The following is a 23,200-nucleotide window of genomic DNA, read 5'->3' on the forward strand; positions in this document are numbered from 1 at the left end:
GCCCCGCTGGGGCTGTCAGTCGTAGGGACTGGTGAGCACCGAGCGGGCCTGGCGGACGGTGAAGGTGGCCGGCGCACCGTCGGTGGTCGTGGTGCCGGGGACGTCGGCGCTCACCCCGCCGTCGACCGAGTAGGTCGCGCCCCAGGTGGTGGTGAGGGAGGCCGTGTAGGTGCCCGAGGAGTACTCGTGGCTGATCGTGTGGTCGGGGTAGGGGGCGCCCGGGTCGGTGGTGGTCAGGGTCGTCCCGTCGCCGGTGCGCCAGGTGTAGCCCACCGCGTTCGCGGTGATCAGGACGTCGAACCCGCGGATGTCGACCGTGAAGGTCTGGGTCGTCGGGCTGTCGGTGAAGAAGATGACCGGCAGGCCGACCAGCGCCTCGCCCGGTGGCTGCTGGCGGGTGGTCAGCTGGGGGAGTGGCAGCGTCTCGAAGTAACGGAAGACCTCCGCCGGCGACGGCGGCGGATTCAGGTCCGTGACATCGACACAGGCAGTTCCCTCGGTCACCAAAGGTCCGTACTCATCGCCCACTTCAGTGCCGGACGGAATGGGCAACTCGTCTACGGGGCCAGTCGTCAATAAAACTCTGCGGTGTTGGACTAAGTAATACTGAATGATTCGTCCATCGATGGTTGGGCACGTCGCAGCCCCAGGAATGCAGGCGCCTACAGTGTCGTCTGAAACCTGGCACGACGTGCGCAGATACCATCGGTATGGCTGCCCTGGCGGGGGTGTTGAAGTGGTCGCCCGACGCACGCTCGTTGAGTCGGCGGCGGCAAGGTAACTTGCGACCAGTGCGCCGGGGGCCGTTGAAACGTCCGGGCATGACGCTCTACGACACTCGGCACTAAAGGCGTCGGTCACGGAGAGAGCGAGGAGCACTACGGCAACCGCGACGGAGGCAACTAGTCGGCGCATGGGTTATCCGAGCGTCAACTCTGTGACCATCCAAGACGCTATGCCCTTGTTCCAAGTGAGCACTGATCCAGACTGTAGGTCATCGAGCGCGGGGAATGACAAACCCGGTACGGGTTGCCCGTTAGAGTTCTCTATGGCGAGTTCTTCTTGGTCAATCACAAATGCCGACTCCGCCTGTCCGGGCGTCGAAAGCGTCGCTTCTAGACTGCTTGTGACACTGAGGCGGCCACCGACATAGCGGTAGCCGGCGAGTGCGTCGGCGTCAGTCTCGTCAGCGATGCGGTCACAGGTCGCGCAGTCGCGAGACAGTTGGCGAAGGAATTGCGGGTCCATGTCTGAGTTCGTGTGATTGATTAACTCCACGTAGTACCGGATGAAGGCTGCTGCGCCGGCTTCGGTCTGTTCGCGGGCTTCGGGGGGCATGGGGAGGTCGGGTGGGCCGAGGGGTGGGAGTGCCTCGCTGGTCTCGGCCGCTGACGGGGACGCCTCGGGCAGGGTCTCGTTCGCCGTCTCTCCGCGTGAGCAGCCGCTGAGCACGGCGATCGCCACGGCCGCTGCCACAGCTGCTCGAACCGGCCGCATGCGTCGTCCTCCCTGCGCCACCCGACTGAAGTCGTGAGGAGAGTACGCAGGTCAGCGGCTCGCCGCGTCGCCCATAAGGTCGAACTGTGGACGCTAGTGCTCTGGTGCAGCCGTGCAGCCAGAGCACTAGTACGGCCGGATGCAGTGCCCGGTCAGGCGGTGGCGACCGTGGGTCAGTCGGTGGCGACCGCGCCCAACGTGGCTCGGTCGTGTCCTACCGGCGTGGCCGGCGGGGCTGGCGACACATCGCGTCGGTCACCCGGAGGTCGGCTGGGTGGGGACCGTCCGCCAGTGCCGGCTGGCAAGTGCGACGCCGAAGCCCAACGCCATCCCGGCGAGCACGTCCCCCGGGTAGTGCACGCCCACGTGCACCCGTGAGTAGCCCACGCCGAGCGCCAGCGGCGCGATCAACGCCCCGGTCGCCGGGCTCTCCAGCGCGACCCCCGTGGCAAAGGCCGCCGCGGACGCCGAGTGTCCGCTGGGGAAGGACGAGGTGTGCGGAGCCCGGCGCAGCGCCCGCTCGCCTTGCGTGGCCGCCAGGTCTGGCCGGACACGGCTGAACACCCGCTTGGCGACGGCGTTCACCAGCGCGCTCGACACGGCCATCGACCCCAGCCCGCGCACGGCGGCGCGGCGCGGCTGCCCGGGCCGTAACGCAAGGACGACCCCGATCAAGGCCCAGAGCTTGCCGTGGTCCGCCGTGGTCGACAGCCGGCGCAGCCACCGGTCGACCGGCGTCGCGGGCAGTCGGCCCACGCGTTCGAGGAGCAGCGCGTCCCAGTGGCGGGGATGGAGCACCCGCCGTCCTCAGGTTCGCTGGCGGGCGCGGTACGCGGCCACCGTCGAGCGGCTCGCGCAGGTGTTCGAGCAGTACCGCCGGCTGGCGTTGCGCGAGGTGTCGACGTACACGTGCCCGCAGCCCTCGGCCGAGCAGACGCCCAGACGCTGCCAGCCGTGCTGCACCACCACCTGGGACAGGCCCATCGCCACCGTCGTCGTCAGCTGCTCGACCACACCGGCGTCGGGGCGGGCGTAGTGCAGGTGCAGCTCGCCGTCGTGGTCGGTGGCATAGGGCTTCGGGGAGGCCAGGGCCAGCAGGGCGTTCAGGTGCGCCATCACCTCCGGTTCGCTGTCGGCCTCGGCGACGTCGCGCACCAGGGACGACGTCTGCGCCACCGCGCCGGCCTCGGCGGGGCGCAGCTCCAGCGCCGTTCCGGCGGTGAACCACTCGTCGTGGGCGTCGAGGAACACCCGCACCCAGTCCGGGTCGTCGCGGTCGGCGTTGGCCAGGTCGATGGCCAGTTCGACGGCGTTCGACCCGTAGGTGTCGTAGTCCATTTGACTCCCTACTCGTTGGTCCGTAACCTCCGGGACCTGTAGGCGGTGAACATCATCTGACCGCCTACAGATTCCCCATCTCGCACGTCTCGAAGTGAGCCAGTCATGCGTTCGTACCTCGCCGTGTGGCGGTTGCCGTCCGCCCCGGTCCTCCTGCTCGCCGGGTTCGCCGGGCGGCTGCCGTCCTCCATGGTGCCGCTCGCACTGCTGCTCATGGTGCAGGAACAGACCGGGTCGTACGCGATCGCCGGCGGTGTCTCGGCCACGTACGGCATCGCCACCGCGGTGATGGCCCCGGTGCTGGGGCGGCTGGCCGACCGGCGCAGCCCCCGCCTGGTGCTGTTCGTCCAGTCCGTGGGCTACCCGCTGCTGCTGGCGCTCGTGGCCGCCGCCGTCCTGGGCCGTGCGCCGCTGCCGTGGGTGTTCGCCGCCGCGGCCGCGGTCGGGGCCAGCACCCCGCTGGTCTCCGGCACGGTGCGGGCGCTCTGGTCGCGGGTCGACGTCCGCGTCCGCCCCACCGCCTACGCCCTGGACGCGACCGCCACCGAGCTGGTGTTCGTGGCCGGCCCCACCCTGGTCGCGGCGCTGACGTTCCTCGCCGGCCCGGCGATCGCCCTCGGCCTCGCCGGCGTGCTCGGCGTCCTCGGTGCCCTGGGGATCGCCACGAGCGCACCGATGCGTGCCTGGCGGCCGGTGGTCGCGGAGTCGCGGCGGCTGCTGTCGACGGTGACCACGCCGGGCATGCCGCGCGTCCTGCTCAGCGGCACCGCACTGATGTTCGGCGTCGGCGGGCTCGAGGTCGCGGTGCCGGCGTTCGCCGACGACGCCGGGTCGCCCGGCATCTCCGGCCTGCTGCTGGCCGTGTGGGCACTGGGCTCGGCCGGGGGCGGACTCTGGTTCGGCGCCCGCGTGGTCAGCGCCTCGCTGCCCCGCCAGTACCGCTGGTGCCTGCTGGGCGTGACGATCGGACTCGCGCCGCTGGCCGCCATCTCCGACCCGTGGGTGCTGGGCGCGCTGCTCTTCCTCGGCGGGACGGCGATCGCCCCCACCCTCACGGTGCAGAGCTCGCTCGTCGGGTCGATCGCCCCCGCGTCGGCGGTCACCGAGGCGTTCACCTGGCTGTCGACCGTGACCTTCGGTGCCTCGGCGATCGGTGCTGCGGTCGGTGGCGCGCTGATCGAGACCTCGGCCGGGGTGGCCGGTGCTCTGGTGATGGCCACCGGCGCCGCCGCGCTGGCCGTGGCGGTCACGCTCCTGCCCGGGCGCCGTCCCGACCTGCCCGCCGAGCCCCGGCGCGAGGCCGTCCCGGCCTGATCGACGGCGGCTCCCGACCCCGGTTGGGAGCCGCCCGCACGCGCTGGTAACCTTTCCCCTCGGTGGTTCCGGGGCAACCCGGTCCCCGGGAGGCTTCGCCTAGTCCGGTCTATGGCGCCGCACTGCTAATGCGGTTTGGGTTAATCCCCATCCCGGGTTCAAATCCCGGAGCCTCCGCGCGACAACTGAACACGCACCACGCGCCCGTAGCTCAACGGATAGAGCATCTGACTACGGATCAGAAGGTTAGGGGTTCGAGTCCCTTCGGGCGCACGTCTGGTTGAGACAGCACCACGGCCCCGCACTCCTCGGAGTGCGGGGCCGCAGTGTTCTCCGGGGCGGTTCAGGCCGGGGTGGGCCCGCCCGTCCCGTGCCGCGCGCCGAGGTCGGCGAAGACGTCGGCGTTGAGCCGGAAGGCCAGCGACACCTCGGCGATCACCCGGTCCTGTTCCGCCGCGCTCCACGGTGCGGCGTCGAGCGAGGCCCGGTAGGCGTCCTTGAACGGCTTGGGCTTGGGGATCTGGTCGAACACGTAGAACCGCACGCCGTCCTGCTCCAGCCCGAAGGTGCGGCCGACCAGTCGGCGGATGATCTGCCCGCCCGACAGGTCGCCGAGGTAGCGCAGGTAGTGGTGGGCCACCAACCCGGCCGGCCAGTCGAAGGCGACCTCCCGCAACCGGGCCACATACCGCTCCGTGGCCGGCAGGACCGCCCCCTCGCTCCGCCACCCCGGCCCCAGCAGGAAGGCCAGGTCGGCTTCCAGCGCGGGCAGCCGGACCAGCCCCGGGTGCAGGAACGGGCGCACCTCGGGGGAGTCGGCCTGGGCCACGGCCGCCTCCTCCAGCACCGCGTAGACGGCGTGGGTCTGGGTGAGCAGGTCCGCGTAGGCGGTGCGGGGGAGCTCCCCGGCGAGCAGTGCGGTGACGAACCCCGAGGCCTCCGCCGCGGTGTGGTCGGCCTGCGTCGCCTCCTTGAGCCGGACGGCGAACCCGGGTGGCGTGAGGGTGCTGGTCATCGGTGGGGCTCTCCGGTCGTCGTCACGAGTGTGGGCGGGTGCGGTGCGCGTCCGTGCTCAGCGGGGGCGCAGCACGGTCTTCGTCACCTGGCCGGCGGCGACCAGCACCCCGTCGACGCTCGCCTCGGCGCGCAGGAACGCCACCGACCGGCCGAGCCGCAGCAGTGTGCCGGTCAGTCGCAGCTCTGCGCCCGGCTGCACCGCCCGCAGCAGCGAGCTGGTCGCGTCGTGCGTCACCGCGTTCTCGCCCGGACCCAGGTGGGGGAGCAGGTGGACGTAGGCGGCGACGTCCAACAGAGCCGCCACCAGCCCACCGTGCAGCACCCCGCCGTTGTTCAGCGTCGGCGGCCCGACCGGCAGGACCAGGCCGGCCGCGGGGTCGGCCTGGTCGGCGAGCCGCAGGCCGAGCCAGGCGTGCAACGGGACGTCGAGCACGCCCTGGACCCGTTCGGTCAGCAGCTCCTGCGCAGCGGTCACCGAGCGACCGTACGGCCCGGACGGGCGCGCCGCCGCGCCCCTCCGGCGGCACCGCGAACATGACGATCGCGTTGAGAAGTGGCGATGGTGTGCATGGGCCGGGCATCCCGGAGCACCGTGGGGGACAACCCACCGTGGCCGGCGGGCGGAAGTCGGCTGCCCAGCGTCGGAAGAGGTGCAGGTCATCGCCGGAGGAGGAGGTCGCCCCTCGGGCGGACGGCCCTGGCTGCTGCCGGCGGCGGAACCGGCCGCGCCGCGTCCCCGGCGCCGCGGCGTCGTCCTGCTCCGCCTGGTCGTCGCCCTCGTGGTCGCCGGCGGGCTGGTCGCCGGGGTGATCGCGCCCTGGATCGGCGGGGCCAGCGCGCTGGCCCAGCAGGGTGCCGCCCTCGTCCGCCCGCTCGAGACCGCCGCCGTCGACGCCCGGCTGCCGGGCAACACCCGCGTCCTCGCCGCGGACGGCTCGCTGATCACCGAGTTCTACTCGCGCAATCGGCACCCGCTCACCGGCGAGCAGATCGCCCCGGTGATGAAGGACGCGCTGATCGCGATCGAGGACGCCCGGTTCCGCGACCACCCGGGGGTCGACTCCCGCGGGCTGCTGCGCGCCCTGGCGCGCAACATCGCTGCCGGTGAGGTCGCCGAGGGCGGCTCCACGATCACCCAGCAGCTGGTCAAGCAGCTGCGGCTGCAGACGGCCGAGGACGCCGACGGGCGGGCCGCGGCGACGGCCGACACCGTCGGCCGCAAGCTGCGGGAAGCGCAGATCGCCCTGGCGGTGGAGGCGCAGTACACCAAGGAGGAGATCCTCACCCGCTACCTGAACACCGTCTACTTCGGGAACGGTGCCTACGGGGTGGCCGCCGCCGCGCAGCGCTACTTCGGGACCACCGCCGACCAGCTGACCGCAGCCCAGGCCGCGATGCTGGCCGGGTTGGTCCGCAGCCCCGCCTACTACGACCCGGTGACCGCGCCCGAGCCGACGAAGCAGCGCCGCGACCTCGTCCTGCGCCGCATGGCCGAGGTCGGCCTGCTCGACCAGGCCGCCGCGGACGCCGCCCGGGCGGAGCCGCTCGGCGTCGTCGACGGGGGCAGCGCCCCCAACGGGTGCACCGAGGCGACCATCGGCGGCTTCTTCTGCGGGCACCTGCTGAAGGAGCTCACCCAGCAGTACGGCGTGACCCTCGAGCAGTTGCAGGCCGGTGGGCTGACCGTGCGCACGACCCTGGACCCGGTGGTGCAGCGAGCCGGGGACGCCGCCGTGGTGCAGACCCTGGCGCTGGAGGACCCACGCGCCGCCGTCTACGTGAACGTCGAGCCCGGTACCGGCCGGGTGCTGGCCATGTCCGTCAACCGCAGGTACGGGCTCGACGAGACCGACCCGGCACAGACCACGGTCGACCTCCCCGCCGCCGCAGGCCAGGGCGCCGGCTCGACGTACAAGGTCTTCACCGCCGCCGCCGCGCTCGAGCAGGGCTTCGGGCTGGACTTCGAGCTGCGGACCCCGGACCCCTACGTCTCCGAGGTCTATCGCGACGGGGACGGTCCCTACGACGTCGAGAACGCCGGCAACTACCCGCGCCGGCTGGACATGGAGCAGGCCCTCTACCGCTCCTCCAACACCTACTTCCTCGCCCTCGAGGACGCGCTGGGCAGCGTCGAGGGGCCGGTCCGGGTGGCCCAGCGGCTCGGGTTGACCAGCCTCGACCCGATCGCCGACCAGGTCATCGCGGAGAACCGGGGCTCGTTCACGTTCGGGGCCGAGCCGACCAGCCCGCTGGCCCTGGCGAACGCCTACGCCACCCTCGCCGCCCGCGGCACGTACTGCGAGCCGCGGCTGGTCGAGGCCATCGTCGACCAGGCCGGGGAGCCGCTGACCGGCCCGGACGGCCAGCCGCTGGTCGGCGGCCCGCAGTGCACGCCCGAGGTGATCGCGCCGGGCATCGCCGACACGCTCACGCACGCGCTGCGCAAGGACGTCGAGCCGGGCTTCCCCGGGCAGACCGGTCGCCGGGCGCACGTCCCCGGCCACCAGATCGCCGGGAAGACGGGCACCACCCAGGGCAACTACTCGGTCACCTTCGTCGGCTACACCCCGCAGTTCGCGGCGAGCGTGATGGTCTACGACCCGGTCCGCAACCAGGACGTCGGCGGGTTCGGTGGTGGCAAGGCGGCCACCGTCTGGCACGACGCGATGGCGCCGGTGCTCACCGGCCGGCCGGTCGCGGCCTTCGCGCCGCCGGATCCGCAGTACCTGCGCAGTGAGCGCGCCACCGTGCCGGGTGGGTGCGTCGGCGCCTGGTCGGACTGGTGTCGTGGACTGCTGGCCGAGCGCGGGTTCCAGGTCGCCCGACAGGTCGTGGACGGCGCCCGGCCCGCCGGCCGGGTGATCGGTCTCTCCCCGTCCGGCGGTCGTTCCGTCCCGCCGGGCGGCCAGGTGACGATGCTGGTCAGCAACGGGGCCGACTACGCGCCCCCGCCGCCCCCGAAGCCGGTGCGCCCGCCCGCGCCCCGACCCGAGCCGGCTCCCGCACCGAGCCCGGTGCCGCCCCCAGCGCCCGAGCCCGCCCCCGAACCGACTCCTGCGCCCGAGCCGACCCCGGAACCGACGCCGACTCCTGTACCGGAGCCGACTCCTGTACAGGAGCCGACTCCTGCACCGGAGCCGACTCCCGCGCCGGACCCGACCCCTGCGCCGGAGCCGGCGCCCGAGCCGGGACCTGGGCCCGCACCGGAGCCGGAGCCTGCCCCGGCGCCTGTCCCGGAACCGGAGCCTGCTCCGGAGCCCGTGCCGGCTCCCGATCCCGCGCCGGAGCCGACGCCGGAGCCGTCGCCGGAGCCGGCTCCCGCTCCTGAGCCGGAGCCCGCACCGGCTCCCGCTCCCGCTCCTGGGCCGGAGCCCGCGCCGGCTCCCGCTCCCGAGCCGGACCCTGCGCCCGCACCGGAACCCGCACCCGAGCCGGATCCGGCCCCCTGAGCCCGCACCCGGATCGGGGTCAGCACCCGGGCCGGAGCTCGCTCGCCGATGCGACACCTGAGCGGGCCCCGGCTCCCTGAGCCCGCTCCGGCGCAGCACGTGAGCCCGCTCCCGGACCGGAGCCGGCACCCGCGTCCGAGCCGACCACAGAGGAGGGGCTGAGGGGCTGAGGGGCGGGGGGCCGGTCCTGACGGTCTGGCCGCGTTGGTCGGTCTCTCCAGCAGTGGAGAGCCACTCGTAGCCGGCTCCCCCGCCCGCATCAACTGTGACTCAGGCCACAGTCGTCGTCAAGCCAGCCGCGGCGCGCCGTCGTCGCCGCGCGGTACCACCAGCACCGGCACGGTGGCGGCCCGCAGGATCTTCGTCGCCGTCGAGCCGAGGAAGACCCGCCCCGCCGGTCCGAGCCGGGACGACCCGAGCACCAGCACGTCCCCGGGTGCCCACGGCACGGCAGCCACCGCCCCCGCCCAGCCGGCGCCGCGGCCCTGCACGGTCTCCGGGGCGGGCCACGGGCCGCACCAGTCCGCCACGGCGTGCTCCAGTGAGCCCTGCACCTGGCCGGCCCAGTCCTCGCTGACCACGTGCTCCAGCGGAAGGCCGGTCTCCGAGGGCAACAGGGCGGCGCGCTCGGGCACGAAGGTCGCCAGCCGGACCGCCACGCCCCAGCGTTCGGCGAGCGCGCGGGTCGCGGACAGCGCGTCGGTGGAACGGGCGGCGTCCGCCCAGGTGCAGGTCAGCCGGGTGGGCTCCGCCGGCGCCGACCACGCCCGCGGGGCCAGCGCCAGGGGCACCGGCGAGCTGTGCAGCAGCGGTTCGGCGACCGAGCCCGCCGCGAACCGGCCCGCCGGCGCCTCGGTCGCGGCACCGAGCACGAGCACCCGCGCCCGGTACCGGTGGGCCGACTCGACCAGGCCGGCGGGCACGGAGGACGCCGGGACGACGGCGGCGCGGACGTCCTCGACTCCGGCCCTCCGCAGTGCGGTGAACGCCTCCGCGTGGCGGGTGGCGGTCAGCGCGGCCCGCCACTGCCGGTACTCGTGGTCGAGCCGGGAGGTGGTCGCGTGCGGCGGGTCGAGCGGCACGACCGTCGTCACGACGACCGGGGAGCCGTCCGCGCCGGCCAGCCCGGCGGCCAGCCGGAGGGCGCCGTCGTCCCCACCGCTGTGCTCGGCGGCCTCCAAGCCCAGCAGGACGGTCATCGGGTCAGCGCCGTCCGGAGGCGGTGCAGGTGGCGGAGCACGGCGATCGCCCGCCGGGGGACCGGCGCCGCCAACCGGCCCCGGTAGTCGCTGATGGCCGCCTGCCAGACCGGGTCGGCATGGGTCGGGTAGGGGTGGGTCGAGGCGGTCAGGTCGCTGGTGGTGAGCCCCTGCGTGACGGCGAGGGTCAGCTCGGCGAGGGTCTCCCCGGCCCGTGGCCCGACGACCGTCGCGCCGCGCACCCGGTGCCGGGCGTCGACGGCGAGGCGGGTCACCCCGTCCGTGCGCCGGTCGGTGATCGCCCGGTCGCTGTGCTGGTGTCCCTGCTCCAGCACCCGCAGGCCCTGCTGCTCGGCCGTGCCGGTCGGCGCACCCACGGCAGCGACCTCCGGCTGGGTGAAGGTGACCCGGGGCAGCGCGGTCAGGTCGACCCGGCGGCGCAGCCCCAGCACGGCGTTGGCGGCGACCGTCGAGCCGTGCAGACCCGCCAGGTGGGTGTACTGCGGTTGGCCGGTGACGTCGCCGGCGGCCCAGATGCGCGGGTTGCTGGTGCGCAGGTGCGCGTCGACGACGACCCAGCCGTCGTCGTCCCGCTGCACGCCGGCCGCGTCCAGCCCCAGGCCCTCGCCGGCGGGACGTCGCCCGGTGGTGACCAGCAGGCGGTCGCAGCGGAGCTCGCCGCCGCCGGGCAGCGTCACCCGGGTGTCGCCCGGCGCCCCGGACACCCGCTGGACCTGCGTCGAGAGGTGCACGGTGACGCCGTCGGCGCGCAGGGCGGCGGTGACCAGCGCCGAGGCGGCCGGGTCCTCGGCCGGCAGCAGCCGGTCGGCGGTCTCCACGAGGTCCACCCGGACGCCGAGCCGGGCCATTGCCTGGCCCAGCTCGCAGCCGGTGGTGCCGCCACCGAGCACGACCAGCCGGTCCGGCAGGTCCGGCTCCTCCCAGAGCGTCTCGGTGGTCAGCGGCGAGGAGTCGGCCAGCCCGGGGACGGCGGGCAGCGCCGGGGCGGAGCCGGTGGCCACGACGGCCTGGCGGAACCGGACCCGGCGGTCGCCCAGCACGGCGCTGGACGGGCCGGTGAACAGCAGGTGCCCCTCGGCCACCGCGACGCCCGCGGCCCGCTGCGCCTCGGGCGAGTCGACCGGCTCGATCTCCCGGACCGCCGCGCGGACCGACGCCAGCACCGCCGCCCCGTCGATCCGGACGCCGTCCACCTGTACCCCGAACCCGGCGGCGGCGCGTGCGGCCGCTGCGGCCTCGCCGGCCGCGATGAGCGCCTTGGAGGGCACGCACCCGGTCCACAGGCACTCACCGCCCCAGGTGCCGCGGTCGACGAGCAGGACCCGGGCGCCCAGGGAGGCGGCGGTCTGGGCGGCGAGCAGGCCGGCGGTGCCGGCGCCCACGACCAGCAGCTCCCACCGCCTGCGGGTGACGTCGGGGTCGGGCACGACGGGCGTCTCCGGTGGTCGAGGGCGGTGCGGGCCAGTCTGCCCGGTGGGACGTAGGTGTGCACCGCGGCAGGAAGGGAACCGGGACCACAGCGACGGAGGGAGCAGCGATGGTCGGCCGTGCCCGGCAGTACGAGCTGATCGCGCCCGTCTACGACCTCGTCTCCGGTGAGTGGCCGGTGTACCGGGCGGGCCGGCTGGCCGGCATCTCCGGGCTGCGGCTGGACAGGGGCGACCGGGTGCTCGTCGTCGGCTGCGGCACCGGCCTGGACCTGCGGCCGGTCCACGACCGGGTCGGGGACGACGGGCGCTTCGTCGGGCTGGACACCAGCCGGGCGATGCTCGCCCGGGCGGGGCGACGGGCCGCCTCGCTCGGCTGGTCGGGGGTGGAACTCGTGACCGGCGACGCGATCCGGCCGCCGGTGCAACAGCTGGCGGAAGCGTTCGAGGACGACGGTGCCGACGCCGTCCTGTTCACCTACGCGCTCTCCCTGATGGACGACTGGCCGGCCGCCTGGCGGGCCGGGGTGGCCCTCGCCCGGCCGGGTGCCCGGGTCGCGGTGGTCGACATGCAGCGGGCGCAGCGGGGACCGTGGCCGGTGCGCGCGCTGGCGGACGTGGCGATGTGGAGCGGCGGCGCCGACCCAGCCGCCCGGCCGTGGCAGGCCGTCGAGCAGCAGTGCACCGACGTCGACCGGGCCGACCTGCGCGGCGGGCACGTCCAGGTCCGGGCCGGCACCCTCCCCACCTGACCCGCCACCTGACCACCAGAATGGCCATTGTGGTGGTCAGGGGCGGCGGCGGAGGACCTCGCGGGTGAGCTGGTCGACGGCGGTGTGGCCGGTCAGCCCGAGCGTGAGGTCGAACTCGCCGAGCACGTCCTCCACCACCTGACGGACGCCCTCCTCGCCGGCCACCCCCAGGCCCCAGGCGTAGGGCCGGCCCAGCAGCACCGCCCGCGCGCCCAGGGCGACGGCCACCAGCACGTCGGCGCCGCTGCGCACCCCGCTGTCGAAGAGCACCGGCACCCGGTCGGCGACGGCGTCCACCACATCGGGCAGCGCGTCCAGGGCGGCGATCGACCGGTCGACCTGCCGCCCGCCGTGGGTGCTGACCACCAGCCCGTCGACGCCCTCGTCGACCGCCCGCCGGGCGTCGTCCGGGTGTAGGACGCCCTTCAGCACGATCGGCAGCCGGGTGCGCTCGCGCAGCCAGGCGAGGTCGGCCCAGGTGATCGACGGGCGGGAGTAGATGGACAGGAAGGTCTCGACGGCGGCGCGGGGGAGCGGGGAGCGCAGGTTCTCCACCAGCGGGCCGGGCCAGGCGCGGGCCATCCCCACCAGCGCGCGGACCGCAGCGAGGTTCGGTCGCGGCTGGGGGTCCCGTGGTGCGCCGGCCGCAGCGGCCCGCTCCTCGACCAGCCGGCGGAACACCGGGTCGGAGGTGTACTGCGCGATGCCCTTGCCCAGTGCGAAGGGCAGGTGCCCGAGGTCGAGGTCGCGGGGGCGCCAGCCGAGCATCGTGGTGTCCAGGGTGACGACGACGGCGTCGCAGCCGGTGGCCTCGGCGCGGCCCAGCAGGCTCTCGACCAGCTCGTCGGACGTCGACCAGTAGAGCTGCATCCACCGCGGGCTGTCGCCCATCGCCGCCGCGGTGGTCTCCATCGGCACCGACGCCTGGTTGGAGAAGACCATCGGCACCCCGACGGACGCCGCGGCGCGGGCGACGGCGAGGTCGCCCTCGGGGTGCACCAGCTCCAGCGCGCCCACCGGCCCGAGCAGCACGGGTGCCGGGAGCCGGCGTCCGAACAGCTCGACGGAGGTGTCCCGGCGGCTGACGTCACGCAGCACCCGGGGCACGACGGACCAGCGGTCGAACGCCGTCCGGTCGGCCCGCTGGGTGGCCTCGTCGCCGGCGCCGCCGGCGACGTAGCCGTAGGCCCGGGCGTCCAGCCGGCGCTTGGCCTCCCGGGCCAGCGCCCGGTACACGGTGGGCACCCGGGGGTGCCTGCCGTAGACCCCCGCCCGGTAGACCACGTCCTGCCGCCGCCGCCCGGTCCCTGCCGCTGAGGTCATCGGCTCACCGTAGTGACCTGGATCTCGTGCTCGGCGCCTTGGACCGGCTCCGGCGGGGGTCGCGACCGTCCACCCGGCGCGACCGGCGTGGGCGACACGCCGGTCGCGCCACGCCTGTGGGACGGAAGTGACGGGAGTGGCGGACTCCCCGCCGATCGAGGCCACCGGGCATGGTGGAGGGAGTTCCTGGGCAGGACGACGGTGCGCCGCGCAGCAGTTGTCCGTCGAGCGCTGGAGAACGGGGGACCGCAGTGCCGCTGACGTGCTCGTCCGCCCGCCCGGTGCTGCCCGCTCGACTGACCGTCGGCCTCGCCCTCGGTGCGGTCCTGGTCGCCGGGGCCGCCGTGGCGGGTCCCGCCGCCGCCCTGGAGGACCCGCGTCGCCCGGTCGGGACGGTCACCCACGGCCCCAGCTGCGGTCCGGGCGTCGTCCGCGTGCAGATCACGAACGGCACCGAGCCGCACCGGGTCGCCCTCGTCTTCGACGGTGTGGACGAGCAGGACGTCGCCGACCTCGCCCCCGGCCAGCAGGTGGAGCTGACCAGCGAGGACGTCGACTGGGGCGTCACCGTCGACGTGTCGGTGACGGTCGCGGACCCGGACGGGACGCTGGAGCAGCCGCTGCAGTTCCACACCTACACCCGGCCGAGCGAGGAGGACTGCGAGGCGGTCCGACCGACCCCGACCCCGACCCCCACCCCGACTCCCACGCCGACCTCGACCCCGACCCCCACGCCGACCCCCACGCCGACCCCGGGTCCGTCCGGCTCCCCGGACCCGTCGACCCCCGTGCCGGACCCGGCGCCGTCTGCCGCCCCGCCGCCGGCGGTCACGCCACCCCCGGCGGCCCCCGCGCCGTCGAGCCCGACGCGGACACCTCCGCCGTCCAGCGCGACGCCCCCGCCCAGGACGCCGTCCCCCACGACGACCACCTACACGCCGTCGAGCACGTCCGGGCCACGGTCCAGCGGCCCCAGCGGCGCAGCGACCGGTACGCCGTCCACCACGGCCACGGAGCCCGACGTCGCAGCCGGCGCCTCGTCCAGCCCGAGCGACTCCGCGGCCTCGACCCCGGCGGTGACCGTGTCGCCGGGCGGGGTCGTGACCGTGCGGGCCAGCGGCTTCGAACCCGGTGAACCGGTCGACGTCCGGATGGCCGACGGGGCCGAGCTGCTCGGCACCGTCACCGCGGCGGCCGACGGCAGCGTCGAGGCGGTCGTCCAGATCCCGCGCGGTACCGCCCTGGGTTCGGCCACGCTGGAGCTCGTCGGCGGCCAGTCCGCGGCGACCGCCGAGGTCGCCCTCCAGGTGGCCGCCCGCGCCGCACCGGTGACCGAGCGGACCGGTTCGCCGGCGGTGCTCGCCGCCGGGCTGGTCCTGCTCACCGCAGCCGGTTCACTCGGACTGGTGGGCGTGCGCCGGTCGCGCAGCGGGCACCCCGGGGGACGACGCTGAGCGGGCGGCACGGCGGACGACACCGGCACGAGCACTGCGAAGGAGACGTGGACCCACCGATGGACCAGCCCAGGGACCGGCTGCACGACGGCGCGCCACCTCGAGGCGTCCCCCGGGACGTGCGGGGGCTTGCGGCCGCGGGGCCGAGTGCCCCCGAGACCTGGCTGCGGATCGTCCAGGTGCACGACCGGATCACCCGGCGGGTCGACTCGGCGCTGCACCGGCAGCACGGGTTGTCGCTCACCGGCTTCGAGGTGCTGCGCCGGGTGGCCGAGTCCCCGCACGAGCACGCCTCCATGGGCGACCTCGCGGACGCGGTCGGCCTCTCCCGGCCGGGGATCACCAGCACGGTCAACCGGCTCGTCGACGACGGACTGGTCACCCGCGAGCGACTGGACGGCGACCGGCGGCTGCTGCACGCCCGGCTGACCGACACCGGCCGGGACCGGGTCCGCGCGGCGATGTCCACCCACGACGACCTGGTGGCGCACCTGCTCACGATGCTCGGGGACGACGCCGCCGTGGTCACCGACGCGCTCGCCCGGGTGTCCTCCGCCACTCGCCGTCCCCGCTGACGCGGGCACACCCCCCGATCGGGTGAGGGACGGCCAACGGCGGGGAAACTTAAAGCCCGTAGTGTTTCGGGAACGATCTTCCGGGCACGATCGGGGCATGACGGGTGTCCTGCGCAACTGCACGGTCGTCGTGCCGACGATCGGTCGGCCGTCGCTCGACGTGCTCCTCGATGCCCTGGCCGCCGCCGCCGGTCCGCGGCCGGCCGAGATCGTGCTGGTCGACGACCGGCCCACCGGTGAGCCGCTGCGCCCGGAGCGCCCCGGGCTGTCCCCGGTCCGGGTGGTGCGCACCGGCGGCGGAGGTCCGGCGGTGGCCCGCAACCTCGGCTGGCGAACCGCGGGCACGGAGTGGATCGCCTTCCTGGACGACGACGTCGTCCCCGACCCCGACTGGTACGCCCGGCTCGCCGAGGACCTCGCCGCCCTGCCCGCCGACGCGGCCGGCACCCAGGGCCGGGTCCGGGTGCCGCTGCCGGCCGACCGCCGGCCCACCGACTGGGAGCGCGGCACCGCGGGGCTGGCCACGAGCAGCTGGATCACCGCCGACCTGGCCTACCGCCGGTCCGCGCTGGCCGCGGTCGGCGGCTTCGACGAGCGCTTCCCCCGGGCCTTCCGGGAGGACTCCGACCTCGCCCTGCGGGTCATGGACACCGGCTCGACGCTGACCCGCGGCGAGCGGTGGATCACCCACCCGGTCCGGCCGACCGACCGCTGGGTGTCCGTGCGCGTGCAGGCCGGCAACGCCGACGACGTCCTCATGCGCCGGTTGCACGGGCCGACCTGGCGCGAGCGCGCCGACGCCGCCGTCGGCCGCCGTCCCCGGCACCTCGCCGTCGCCGGGGCAGCGCTGGCTGCGCTCGGGCTGGCCGCCGCGGGACGGCCGCGGGCCGCGGCGCTCGCGGCCCTGGGCTGGGCCGCCGGCACCGCCGAGTTCGCCTGGGCGCGGATCGCCCCCGGCCCGCGGGACCGCGCCGAGGTGGCCACCATGCTCGCCACCAGTGCGCTCATCCCGCCGCTGGCCAGCTGGCACTTCCTGCGCGGCGCCGTGCAGCACCGCACCGTGACGCGGTGGCGTGGCCTGCCCGACCTGGTCCTCTTCGACCGCGACGGCACGCTGGTGCACGACGTGCCCTACAACGGCGACCCGGCGCAGGTCCGGCCGGTCGGCGGCGCCCGCGCTGCGCTGGACTCCCTCCGGGCGCGCGGGGTGCGGATCGGGCTGGTGACCAACCAGTCCGGGGTGGGCCGGGGCCTGATCACCCGGACGCAGGCCGATGCGGTCAACGCGCGCGTCGCCGAGCTGCTGGGCCCCTTCGACACCGTGCAGGTCTGCCCGCACGCCCCCGAGGACGGTTGCGACTGCCGCAAGCCGGCCCCCGGCATGGTGGAGTCCGCCTGCGCCGAGCTCGACGTCGACCCGTCCCGCGTCGTCGTCATCGGTGACATCGGTGCCGACGTCGGGGCCGCCACCGCGGCCGGTGCCGCCGCGATCCTGGTGCCCACGATGGTCACCCGCCCCGCCGAGGTCACCGCCGCGGCACACCGGGCGCCCACCCTCGTCGAGGCGGTCGAGGACGTGCTGGCAGGCGCCTGGTGACCCGCACCGTCCTGGTCGCCCGGCTGGACAACGCCGGCGACGTGCTGCTGCAGGGCCCGCTGGTGCGGGCCGTGGCCGCCGCCGCCGACCGGGTGGTCTTCCTGGCCAGCCCGCAGGGGACGGCGGCGGCCGAGCTGCTGCCCGGCGTCGACGACGTGCTGACCTGGCACTGCCCGTGGATCGACGGCTCGCCACAGCCGGTGGACGCCGAGGACATCGGCGCCCTCGCCGACCGGGTCCGTGCGCTCGGAATCGACGAGGCGGTGGTGAGCACGAGCTTCCACCAGTCACCGCTGCCGCTGGCGCTGCTGCTGCGCACCGCCGGGGTGGCGCGGATCTCCGCGATCAGCGTCGACTACCCCGGCTCGCTGCTCGACGTCCGGCACCGGGTGGAGGACGACCTGCCCGAGCCGGAACGGGCCCTCTCGCTGGCCCGCGCGGCCGGCTTCGAGCTGCCGGCCGGCGACGACGGGCTGCTCGCCGTGCGCCGTCCACTGCCGGCGACCGCGCACGAACCGGGCTACGTCGTCCTGCACCCCGGCGCCTCCGTGCCGGCGCGGGCCTGGCCGGCCGAGCGCTGCGCGGAGGCGGTCGAGGCGCTGACCGACGCCGGCTGGCGGGTGCTGGTCACCGGCGGGCCGGGGGAGCGGGCGCTGACCGCGGCCGTCGCCGGGAGCCGCGGCGTGGACCTCGGCGGGGCCACCACGCTGGCCGAGATGGCCGCGCTGCTCGCCGGTGCGGCCGCCGTCGTCGTCGGCAACACCGGTCCGGCGCACCTCGCCGCCGCGGTCGGCACACCCGTCGTCTCCCTCTTCTCCCCGGTCGTCCCGGCCGTGCGGTGGGCCCCCTACGGCGTGCCCACCGTCCTGCTCGGCGACCAGTCGGCCCCCTGCCGCGACACCCGGGCGCGCGAGTGCCCGGTGCCCGGTCATCCCTGTCTGACGTCGGTGAGCCCAGCCGACGTCGTCGCCGCCGTCGACAAGGTGGTCGCCTCATGAAGGTCCTGCTCTGGCACGTGCACGGCTCCTGGACGACGTCCTTCGTCCAGGGCACCCACGACTACCTGCTCCCGGTGACCCCGGATCGCGGGACCGACGGCCTGGGCCGCGCCCGCACCTGGGAGTGGCCGGCGTCGGCCCGCGAGGTCACCCCCGACCAGCTCCGCAACGAGGACGTCGACGTCGTGGTGCTGCAGCGCACCCGCGACCTCGAGCTGGTCCGCGAGTGGCTGGGCCGCGAGCCCGGCCGCGACCTCCCGGCCGTCTTCCTGGAGCACAACGCCCCCGACGGGGCGGTGCCGAACACCCGTCACCCGCTGGCCGAGCAGTCCGCGATCCCGATCGCGCACGTCACCCACTTCAACCAGCTCTTCTACGACAACGGCAGTGCGCCGACGACCGTCATCGAGCACGGCATCGTCGACCCGGGCGAGCGGTACACCGGCGAGCTGGCCCGGGCCGGGGTGGTGGTCAACGAGCCGGTCCGTCGGGGCCGGTACACCGGCGGCGACCTGCTGCCGCTGCTGTCCGCCGCCGCGCCGCTGGACGTGTTCGGCATGGGCCTGGCCGGGCTGCACGAGCGCTACGGGCTCGACCCCGACCGGGTCGGCCTGTACGACGACCCGCCGCAGGCCGCGATGCACGACGAGCTCGCCCGCCGCCGGGTCTACGTGCACCCGGTGCGCTGGACCTCGCTGGGGCTGTCGCTGCTGGAGGCGATGCACCTGGGCATGCCGGTCGTCGGGCTGGCGACCACCGAGGCGGTGGAGGCGGTGCCGGCCGAGGCGGGGGTGCTCTCCACCCGGCCCGAGCGGCTGGCCGAGGCGGTCCGGTACTTCGTCGCCGAGCCGGACGCTGCCCGGCTGGCCGGCAAGGCGGCTCGCGCCGCGGCGCTGGAGCGGTACGGCCTCGGCCGGTTCCTCGCCGACTGGGACGCTCTCCTGACGGAGGTGACGAGATGAGGATCGACCTGGTGAGCGAGCACGCCTCGCCGCTGGCCGCCATCGGCGGCGTCGACGCCGGCGGGCAGAACGTGCACGTGGCCGCACTCGCCGCCGGCCTGGCCCAGCGCGGGCACCAGGTCACGGTGCACACCCGCCGGGACGACGCCGAGCTGCCGGACCGGGTCACCACGGCCGACGGCTACGACGTCGCGCACGTCACCGCCGGGCCGGCCCGGGTGGTGCCCAAGGACGAGCTGCTCCAGCACATGGGCACCTTCGCCGACGTGCTGCGCGACGAGTGGTCGGCGACCCGGCCGGACGTCGTGCACGCGCACTTCTGGATGAGCGGCCTGGCCTCGGTGCAGGCCGCCTCCCGGCTCGGCATCCCGGTGCTGCAGACCTTCCACGCCCTCGGCTCGGTCAAGCGCCGGCACCAGGGCGACGCCGACACCTCCCCTGAGCAGCGGATCGACCTGGAACGCGGCCTGTGCGGCGACGTCGACCACGTGGTCGCCACCTGCAGCGACGAGGTGTTCGAGCTCCGCCGGCTCGGGCTGCCCAGCGACCGGGTGTCGATCGTGCCGTGCGGCGTGGACACCGACGAGTTCACCCCGGACGGGCCGGTCGCGCCGCGCGCCGGCCGTCCGCGGCTGCTGGTGCTGGGCCGGCTGGTCGAGCGGAAGGGCCAGGAGGACGCCGTCCGGGCGCTGGCCGCCGTCCCCGACGCCGAGCTGGTCGTCGTGGGCGGCCCGCCGACCGACGAGCTGGACACCGACCCGGAGGTCTGCCGGCTGCGGGCCATCGCCGCGGAGCTGGGGGTCGCCGACCGGCTGGTCTTCACCGGCGCGGTGTCCCGGGCCGACGTGCCGGGCTGGATCCGCTCGGCCGACGTCGTCCTGGCCGTGCCCTGGTACGAGCCCTTCGGGATCACCCCGCTGGAGGCGATGGCCTGCGGCCGCCCGGTCGTGGCCACCGCCGTCGGCGGGCTGGTCGACACCGTCGCCGACGGCGTGACCGGTGACCTCGTCCCGCCGCGCGATCCCGCAGCCCTCGGGCAGGCGCTGGCCGCCCTGCTCGCCGACGACGAACGGCGGGCCGGCTACGGCGCCGCCGGCGTCACCCGGGCCCAGAGCCGCTACCGCTGGTCCCGGGTCGTCGCCGACACCGACGCCGTCTACCGCTCGGTGCTCTCCGCCGGGAACCCGGTGGAGGCCGCCCGATGAACCCCCTCGCTGGAAGGACCGTCATGAGCACCGCCCCGTCCTCGGACCTCGAGGTCGTCTCGCCCGACACCTGCACGCACCTCACCGGGCACGACCACGTGGCGTCGCTGAGCGCCGCGCTCCGCGGGCTCACCGAGCAGGTCGAGACGCTGGACCGCTGGGGCCGGCTGCTCGCCGACGTGCTGACCGGGCCCTCCCGCGGCCGGCTGCTCGCCGCGGGCAACGGCGGCAGCGCGGCGCAGGCGCAGCACCTCACCGCCGAGCTGGTGGGCCGCTACCGCGCCGACCGTCCGCCGTTCTCCGCGATCTGCCTGACCGCCGAGACCTCCTCGCTCACGGCCATCGCCAACGACTACCCGGCCGACGAGCTGTTCGCCCGGCAGGTCGAGGCGCACGGCCGGGACGGCGACGTGCTGGTGCTGCTGTCCACCAGTGGCCGCAGCCCCAACGCGGTCGCCGCCGCCCGCCGTGCCCGCGAGTGCGGCATCACCGTGCTGGCGATGACCGGGCCGGCGCCGAACCCGCTGGCCGCCGTCGCGGACGAGACGGTCGCCATCGACTCGCCGTGGACGGCGACGGTGCAGGAGTGCCACCTGGTCGCGCTGCACCTGCTCTGCGCCGCCTTCGACGCCGCCGTGCTCGCCGACTCACCCCGGATCTCCACCAGCAACCACGTCGAGGTGGTCCCGTGACCCGCGCGGCCTCCCGGCCGGTCGTCGTGGTCGGTGATGCCCTGCTGGACGTCGACCTGGTCGGGACGGCGTCCCGGCTGACCCCCGACGCCCCGGTGCCGGTGGTGGAGGACGTCGAGACCCGCGAGCGTCCGGGCGGGGCCGCGCTGGCCGCGGTGCTGGCCGCGCGCTCCGCCGGCGGCCGGGAGGTCGTGCTGGTCACCCCGCTGGCCGACGACGAGGGCGCCGCCCGGCTGCGCGCGCTGCTCGACGGCCGGGTGCGGTTGATCGAGATCCCGGCCAGCAGCGCCACCCCGGTCAAGCAGCGGATCCGGGTCGGCGACCACTCCGTCGCCCGGCTGGACAGCGGGGGAGCGGTCTCGACCTTCGGTGCACTCCCGGCCGCCGCGGCCGAGGCGATCCGGGACGCCGCCGCCGTGCTGGTCGCCGACTACGGCCGCGGGACGACGTCGGCCCCCGACGTGCGCGCCGCGCTCTCCGCCGCCTCCGGTCCGGTGGTCTGGGACCCGCACCCTCGCGGCGCGGACCCGGTGCCCTCGGCCCGGCTGGTCACCCCGAACGGGGCGGAGGCCACCCGGGTCGCCGGGCTGGACGTGACCGGCGACGGGCTCGCCGCGGTCGGCGCCCGGGCGCAGGCGCTCATCGCGCACTGGGGGGTGGGCGCCGTCGCGATCACCCTCGGTGCCCGCGGTGCCCTGCTCTCCTACGGCGAGGGCGCACCGATGGTCGTGCCCGCCACCCCGGTCACCGGCGGCGACCCGTGCGGTGCCGGTGACTCCTTCGCCGCCGCGGTCACGGTGGCGCTCGCCGGTGGTGCGGTCACCGGCGAGGCGGTGACCTCCGCGGTGGCCTCGGCCGGGGCGTTCGTCGCCCGCGGCGGGGCCACCGCCTGGGACACGGAACCGGCCGCGGCGCCGGCCCCTGCCGCCGGCGTCGACGCACAGGGCCCGGCGCCCCGGCTCGCGGCCCTGCTGGACCGGGTACGGGCGGCCGGCGGCACCGTCGTGGCCACCGGCGGCTGCTTCGACCTGCTGCACGCCGGGCACGTCGCCACGCTGCAGGCCGCGCGCGGGCTCGGCGACTGCCTGGTGGTCTGCATCAACTCCGACGACTCGGTGCGCCGGCTCAAGGGCCCGTCCCGTCCGCTGGTCACCGCAGCCGACCGGGCCAGGGTGCTGGAGGCCCTGGAGTTCGTGGACGCCGTCGTCGTCTTCGACGAGGACACCCCGGCGCAGGTGCTCGAGCAGGTGCGGCCCGACGTCTGGGCCAAGGGCGGCGACTACGCCGGCGCGGACCTCCCGGAGGCCGCGGTGCTGCAGCGCTGGGGCGGCCAGGCCGTCGTCCTGCCCTACCTGGACGGCCACTCGACCACCGCCCTGGTCGCACGCTCCCGCGTCTGATGACGGACCCCGCTGCTCCCCACCAGAATGACCGTTCCGGTGGGGAGGACGGTCGGGAGACGGCGGTGGTGTTGCGGCCGTTGGGGCTCGGGGACCTGCTCACCGGGGTGCCGGCGATCCGGGGGATCCGGGCCGCCGTGCCCGAGCACCGGCTGGTGCTGGCCACCACCCGGGCGCTGGAGCCGCTGGCCGCGCTGATCGACGTCGTCGACGAGGTGCTGCCGGCCGTCGAGCTGGAGCCGCTGGACTGGGCCGGTCCACCGCCGGAGCTCGCCGTCGACCTGCACGGCAAGGGCCCGGCCTCGCACATCGTCGTCGCCGGCCTGCGCCCGCAGCGACTGCTCACCTTCGACAGCCCCGGCTACCCCGGGCCGACCTGGTACGCCGACGAGCACGAGGTGCGCCGCTGGTGCCGGCTGGTCGCCGAGGGGCTGGACGTCGACTGCGACCCGGACGCCCTGGACCTCGCCGTGCCGGACGTCGAGCCGCCGGTCCGCGACGTCGCGGTCGTGCACCCGGGGGCGGCGTTCCCGGGCCGCCGCTGGCCGGCGGAGCGGTTCGCCGCTGTGGCCCGGCACCTGGCCGCCCAGGGGCTGCAGGTCGCGATCACCGGCGGCCCGGCCGAGCGGGAGCTCGCCCTGGCCGTGGCCGCGCAGGCCGGGCTGGGGGACGGCGCCGTGCTGGCCGGCCGGACGACGTCCCTCGAACTGGCCGCCGTGGTCGCCGCCGCGCGGGTGGTGGTCTGCGGGGACACCGGGGTGGCCCACCTGGCGACCGCCTACCGCCGGCCGTCCGTGGTGCTCTTCGGCCCGGTGTCACCGGCGCTGTGGGGGCCGCCGCCTCGCGCTCAGCACGTCGTCCGCTGGCACGGCGACGGCACCGGTGACCCCTGGGGGACGACGCTGGACCCCGCCCTGGCCACGGTCACCGTCGACGAGGTCACGACAGCCCTCGACGCCCTCCTCGCCCGCACCTGATCC

At 75.5% G+C, this 23,200-nt stretch carries 21 protein-coding genes and 2 tRNA genes; 14 read left to right on the forward strand and 9 right to left on the reverse strand.

Going from position 1 to position 23,200, the window contains the following annotated elements; translation table 11 throughout:
* Window positions 1–15: 15 nt before the first annotated feature.
* The 4 genes from O2V63_RS00090 to O2V63_RS00105 form a co-directional block, all read right to left on the reverse strand.
* Window positions 16–504 carry a hypothetical protein gene (locus O2V63_RS00090; RefSeq protein WP_269165551.1) on the reverse strand — a complete coding sequence of 163 codons (489 nt, stop codon included), beginning with the start codon at window positions 502–504 and terminating at the stop codon, window positions 16–18.
* Window positions 505–918: 414 nt separating this feature from the next.
* Window positions 919–1,464: a DUF6318 family protein gene (locus O2V63_RS00095; RefSeq protein WP_269165552.1), complete on the reverse strand. Its 546-nt coding sequence runs from the start codon at window positions 1,462–1,464 to the stop codon at window positions 919–921.
* Between the two features lie 288 nt (window positions 1,465–1,752).
* On the reverse strand, window positions 1,753–2,295 hold the full coding sequence (locus O2V63_RS00100) for a phosphatase PAP2 family protein (protein ID WP_269165553.1): 543 nt from the start codon (window positions 2,293–2,295) through the stop codon (window positions 1,753–1,755).
* Window positions 2,296–2,304: 9 nt separating this feature from the next.
* Window positions 2,305–2,835, reverse strand: a complete 531-nt coding sequence (locus O2V63_RS00105; protein WP_269165554.1) for a CGNR zinc finger domain-containing protein — start codon at window positions 2,833–2,835, stop codon at window positions 2,305–2,307.
* Window positions 2,836–2,940: 105 nt separating this feature from the next.
* Here O2V63_RS00105 and O2V63_RS00110 point away from each other — a divergent pair, with 105 nt between their 5' ends.
* The 3 genes from O2V63_RS00110 to O2V63_RS00120 all read left to right on the forward strand — a co-directional run bounded on the left by O2V63_RS00110 (window position 2,941) and on the right by O2V63_RS00120 (window position 4,422).
* Window positions 2,941–4,149 (forward strand): MFS transporter, encoded by a 1,209-nt coding sequence (locus tag O2V63_RS00110; protein WP_269165555.1) that lies wholly within the window; start codon window positions 2,941–2,943, stop codon window positions 4,147–4,149.
* Window positions 4,150–4,237: 88 nt separating this feature from the next.
* Window positions 4,238–4,326: transfer RNA gene (locus O2V63_RS00115), tRNA-Ser, on the forward strand.
* Between the two features lie 23 nt (window positions 4,327–4,349).
* Window positions 4,350–4,422 (forward strand) — tRNA-Arg (locus O2V63_RS00120).
* Window positions 4,423–4,492: 70 nt separating this feature from the next.
* Here the strand turns inward: O2V63_RS00120 and O2V63_RS00125 are convergent.
* Window positions 4,493–5,164, reverse strand: a complete 672-nt coding sequence (locus O2V63_RS00125) for a biliverdin-producing heme oxygenase (protein WP_269165556.1) — start codon at window positions 5,162–5,164, stop codon at window positions 4,493–4,495.
* A gap of 57 nt (window positions 5,165–5,221) precedes the next feature.
* Window positions 5,222–5,641 (reverse strand): PaaI family thioesterase, encoded by a 420-nt coding sequence (locus tag O2V63_RS00130; RefSeq protein WP_269165557.1) that lies wholly within the window; start codon window positions 5,639–5,641, stop codon window positions 5,222–5,224.
* Window positions 5,642–5,816: 175 nt separating this feature from the next.
* Between O2V63_RS00130 and O2V63_RS00135 the strand changes: the two genes are divergently transcribed.
* Window positions 5,817–8,615 carry a penicillin-binding protein gene (locus O2V63_RS00135; protein WP_269165558.1) on the forward strand — a complete coding sequence of 933 codons (2,799 nt, stop codon included), beginning with the start codon at window positions 5,817–5,819 and terminating at the stop codon, window positions 8,613–8,615.
* Between the two features lie 287 nt (window positions 8,616–8,902).
* On the opposite strand, the gene O2V63_RS00140 is transcribed toward O2V63_RS00135, so the two are convergent.
* Window positions 8,903–9,814 carry a universal stress protein gene (locus O2V63_RS00140; protein WP_269165559.1) on the reverse strand — a complete coding sequence of 304 codons (912 nt, stop codon included), beginning with the start codon at window positions 9,812–9,814 and terminating at the stop codon, window positions 8,903–8,905.
* Window positions 9,811–11,262, reverse strand: a complete 1,452-nt coding sequence (locus tag O2V63_RS00145; protein WP_269165560.1) for a dihydrolipoyl dehydrogenase family protein — start codon at window positions 11,260–11,262, stop codon at window positions 9,811–9,813. The genes O2V63_RS00140 and O2V63_RS00145 overlap by 4 nt, the downstream gene beginning before the upstream one ends.
* Window positions 11,263–11,372: 110 nt before the next feature.
* Between O2V63_RS00145 and O2V63_RS00150 the strand changes: the two genes are divergently transcribed.
* Window positions 11,373–12,014, forward strand: coding sequence for a class I SAM-dependent methyltransferase (locus O2V63_RS00150; RefSeq protein WP_269165561.1), 642 nt, complete (start codon window positions 11,373–11,375; stop codon window positions 12,012–12,014).
* Window positions 12,015–12,050: 36 nt separating this feature from the next.
* Here the strand turns inward: O2V63_RS00150 and O2V63_RS00155 are convergent, their stop codons facing one another.
* Window positions 12,051–13,337, reverse strand: coding sequence for a lactate 2-monooxygenase (locus tag O2V63_RS00155; protein ID WP_269165562.1), 1,287 nt, complete (start codon window positions 13,335–13,337; stop codon window positions 12,051–12,053).
* Between the two features lie 251 nt (window positions 13,338–13,588).
* On the opposite strand from O2V63_RS00155, the gene O2V63_RS00160 reads away from it, so the two are divergent.
* The 9 genes from O2V63_RS00160 to O2V63_RS00200 all read left to right on the forward strand — a co-directional run bounded on the left by O2V63_RS00160 (window position 13,589) and on the right by O2V63_RS00200 (window position 23,197).
* Window positions 13,589–14,791, forward strand: coding sequence for a hypothetical protein (locus O2V63_RS00160; RefSeq protein ID WP_269165563.1), 1,203 nt, complete (start codon window positions 13,589–13,591; stop codon window positions 14,789–14,791).
* A 59-nt stretch (window positions 14,792–14,850) separates the two neighbouring features.
* Window positions 14,851–15,366, forward strand: coding sequence for a MarR family winged helix-turn-helix transcriptional regulator (locus O2V63_RS00165; RefSeq protein ID WP_269165564.1), 516 nt, complete (start codon window positions 14,851–14,853; stop codon window positions 15,364–15,366).
* 97 nt (window positions 15,367–15,463) lie between these two features.
* Entirely contained in the window at window positions 15,464–16,963 is a 1,500-nt protein-coding gene (locus tag O2V63_RS00170; protein ID WP_269165565.1) for an HAD-IIIA family hydrolase, read from the forward strand.
* Window positions 16,960–17,961, forward strand: a complete 1,002-nt coding sequence (locus O2V63_RS00175; RefSeq protein ID WP_269165566.1) for a glycosyltransferase family 9 protein — start codon at window positions 16,960–16,962, stop codon at window positions 17,959–17,961. Before O2V63_RS00170 ends, O2V63_RS00175 begins: the two co-directional genes overlap by 4 nt.
* Window positions 17,958–18,923 carry a glycosyltransferase gene (locus O2V63_RS00180; protein WP_269165567.1) on the forward strand — a complete coding sequence of 322 codons (966 nt, stop codon included), beginning with the start codon at window positions 17,958–17,960 and terminating at the stop codon, window positions 18,921–18,923. The genes O2V63_RS00175 and O2V63_RS00180 overlap by 4 nt, the downstream gene beginning before the upstream one ends.
* Window positions 18,920–20,128, forward strand: a complete 1,209-nt coding sequence (locus O2V63_RS00185; RefSeq protein ID WP_269165568.1) for a glycosyltransferase — start codon at window positions 18,920–18,922, stop codon at window positions 20,126–20,128. The genes O2V63_RS00180 and O2V63_RS00185 overlap by 4 nt, the downstream gene beginning before the upstream one ends.
* Before the next feature lie 23 nt (window positions 20,129–20,151).
* Window positions 20,152–20,820 carry a D-sedoheptulose-7-phosphate isomerase gene (locus O2V63_RS00190; protein ID WP_269161253.1) on the forward strand — a complete coding sequence of 223 codons (669 nt, stop codon included), beginning with the start codon at window positions 20,152–20,154 and terminating at the stop codon, window positions 20,818–20,820.
* The gene (gene rfaE2 / locus O2V63_RS00195; RefSeq protein WP_269165569.1) at window positions 20,817–22,220 is read left to right on the forward strand and encodes a D-glycero-beta-D-manno-heptose 1-phosphate adenylyltransferase; all 1,404 of its coding nucleotides are present in this window, start codon (window positions 20,817–20,819) and stop codon (window positions 22,218–22,220) included. Before O2V63_RS00190 ends, rfaE2 begins: the two co-directional genes overlap by 4 nt.
* Window positions 22,220–23,197 (forward strand): glycosyltransferase family 9 protein, encoded by a 978-nt coding sequence (locus O2V63_RS00200; protein ID WP_269165570.1) that lies wholly within the window; start codon window positions 22,220–22,222, stop codon window positions 23,195–23,197. The genes rfaE2 and O2V63_RS00200 overlap by 1 nt, the downstream gene beginning before the upstream one ends.
* Window positions 23,198–23,200 lie beyond the last annotated feature (3 nt).

This window comes from Modestobacter sp. VKM Ac-2977, assembly GCF_026968045.1.
In the GTDB taxonomy this organism is placed as follows: domain Bacteria; phylum Actinomycetota; class Actinomycetes; order Mycobacteriales; family Geodermatophilaceae; genus Modestobacter.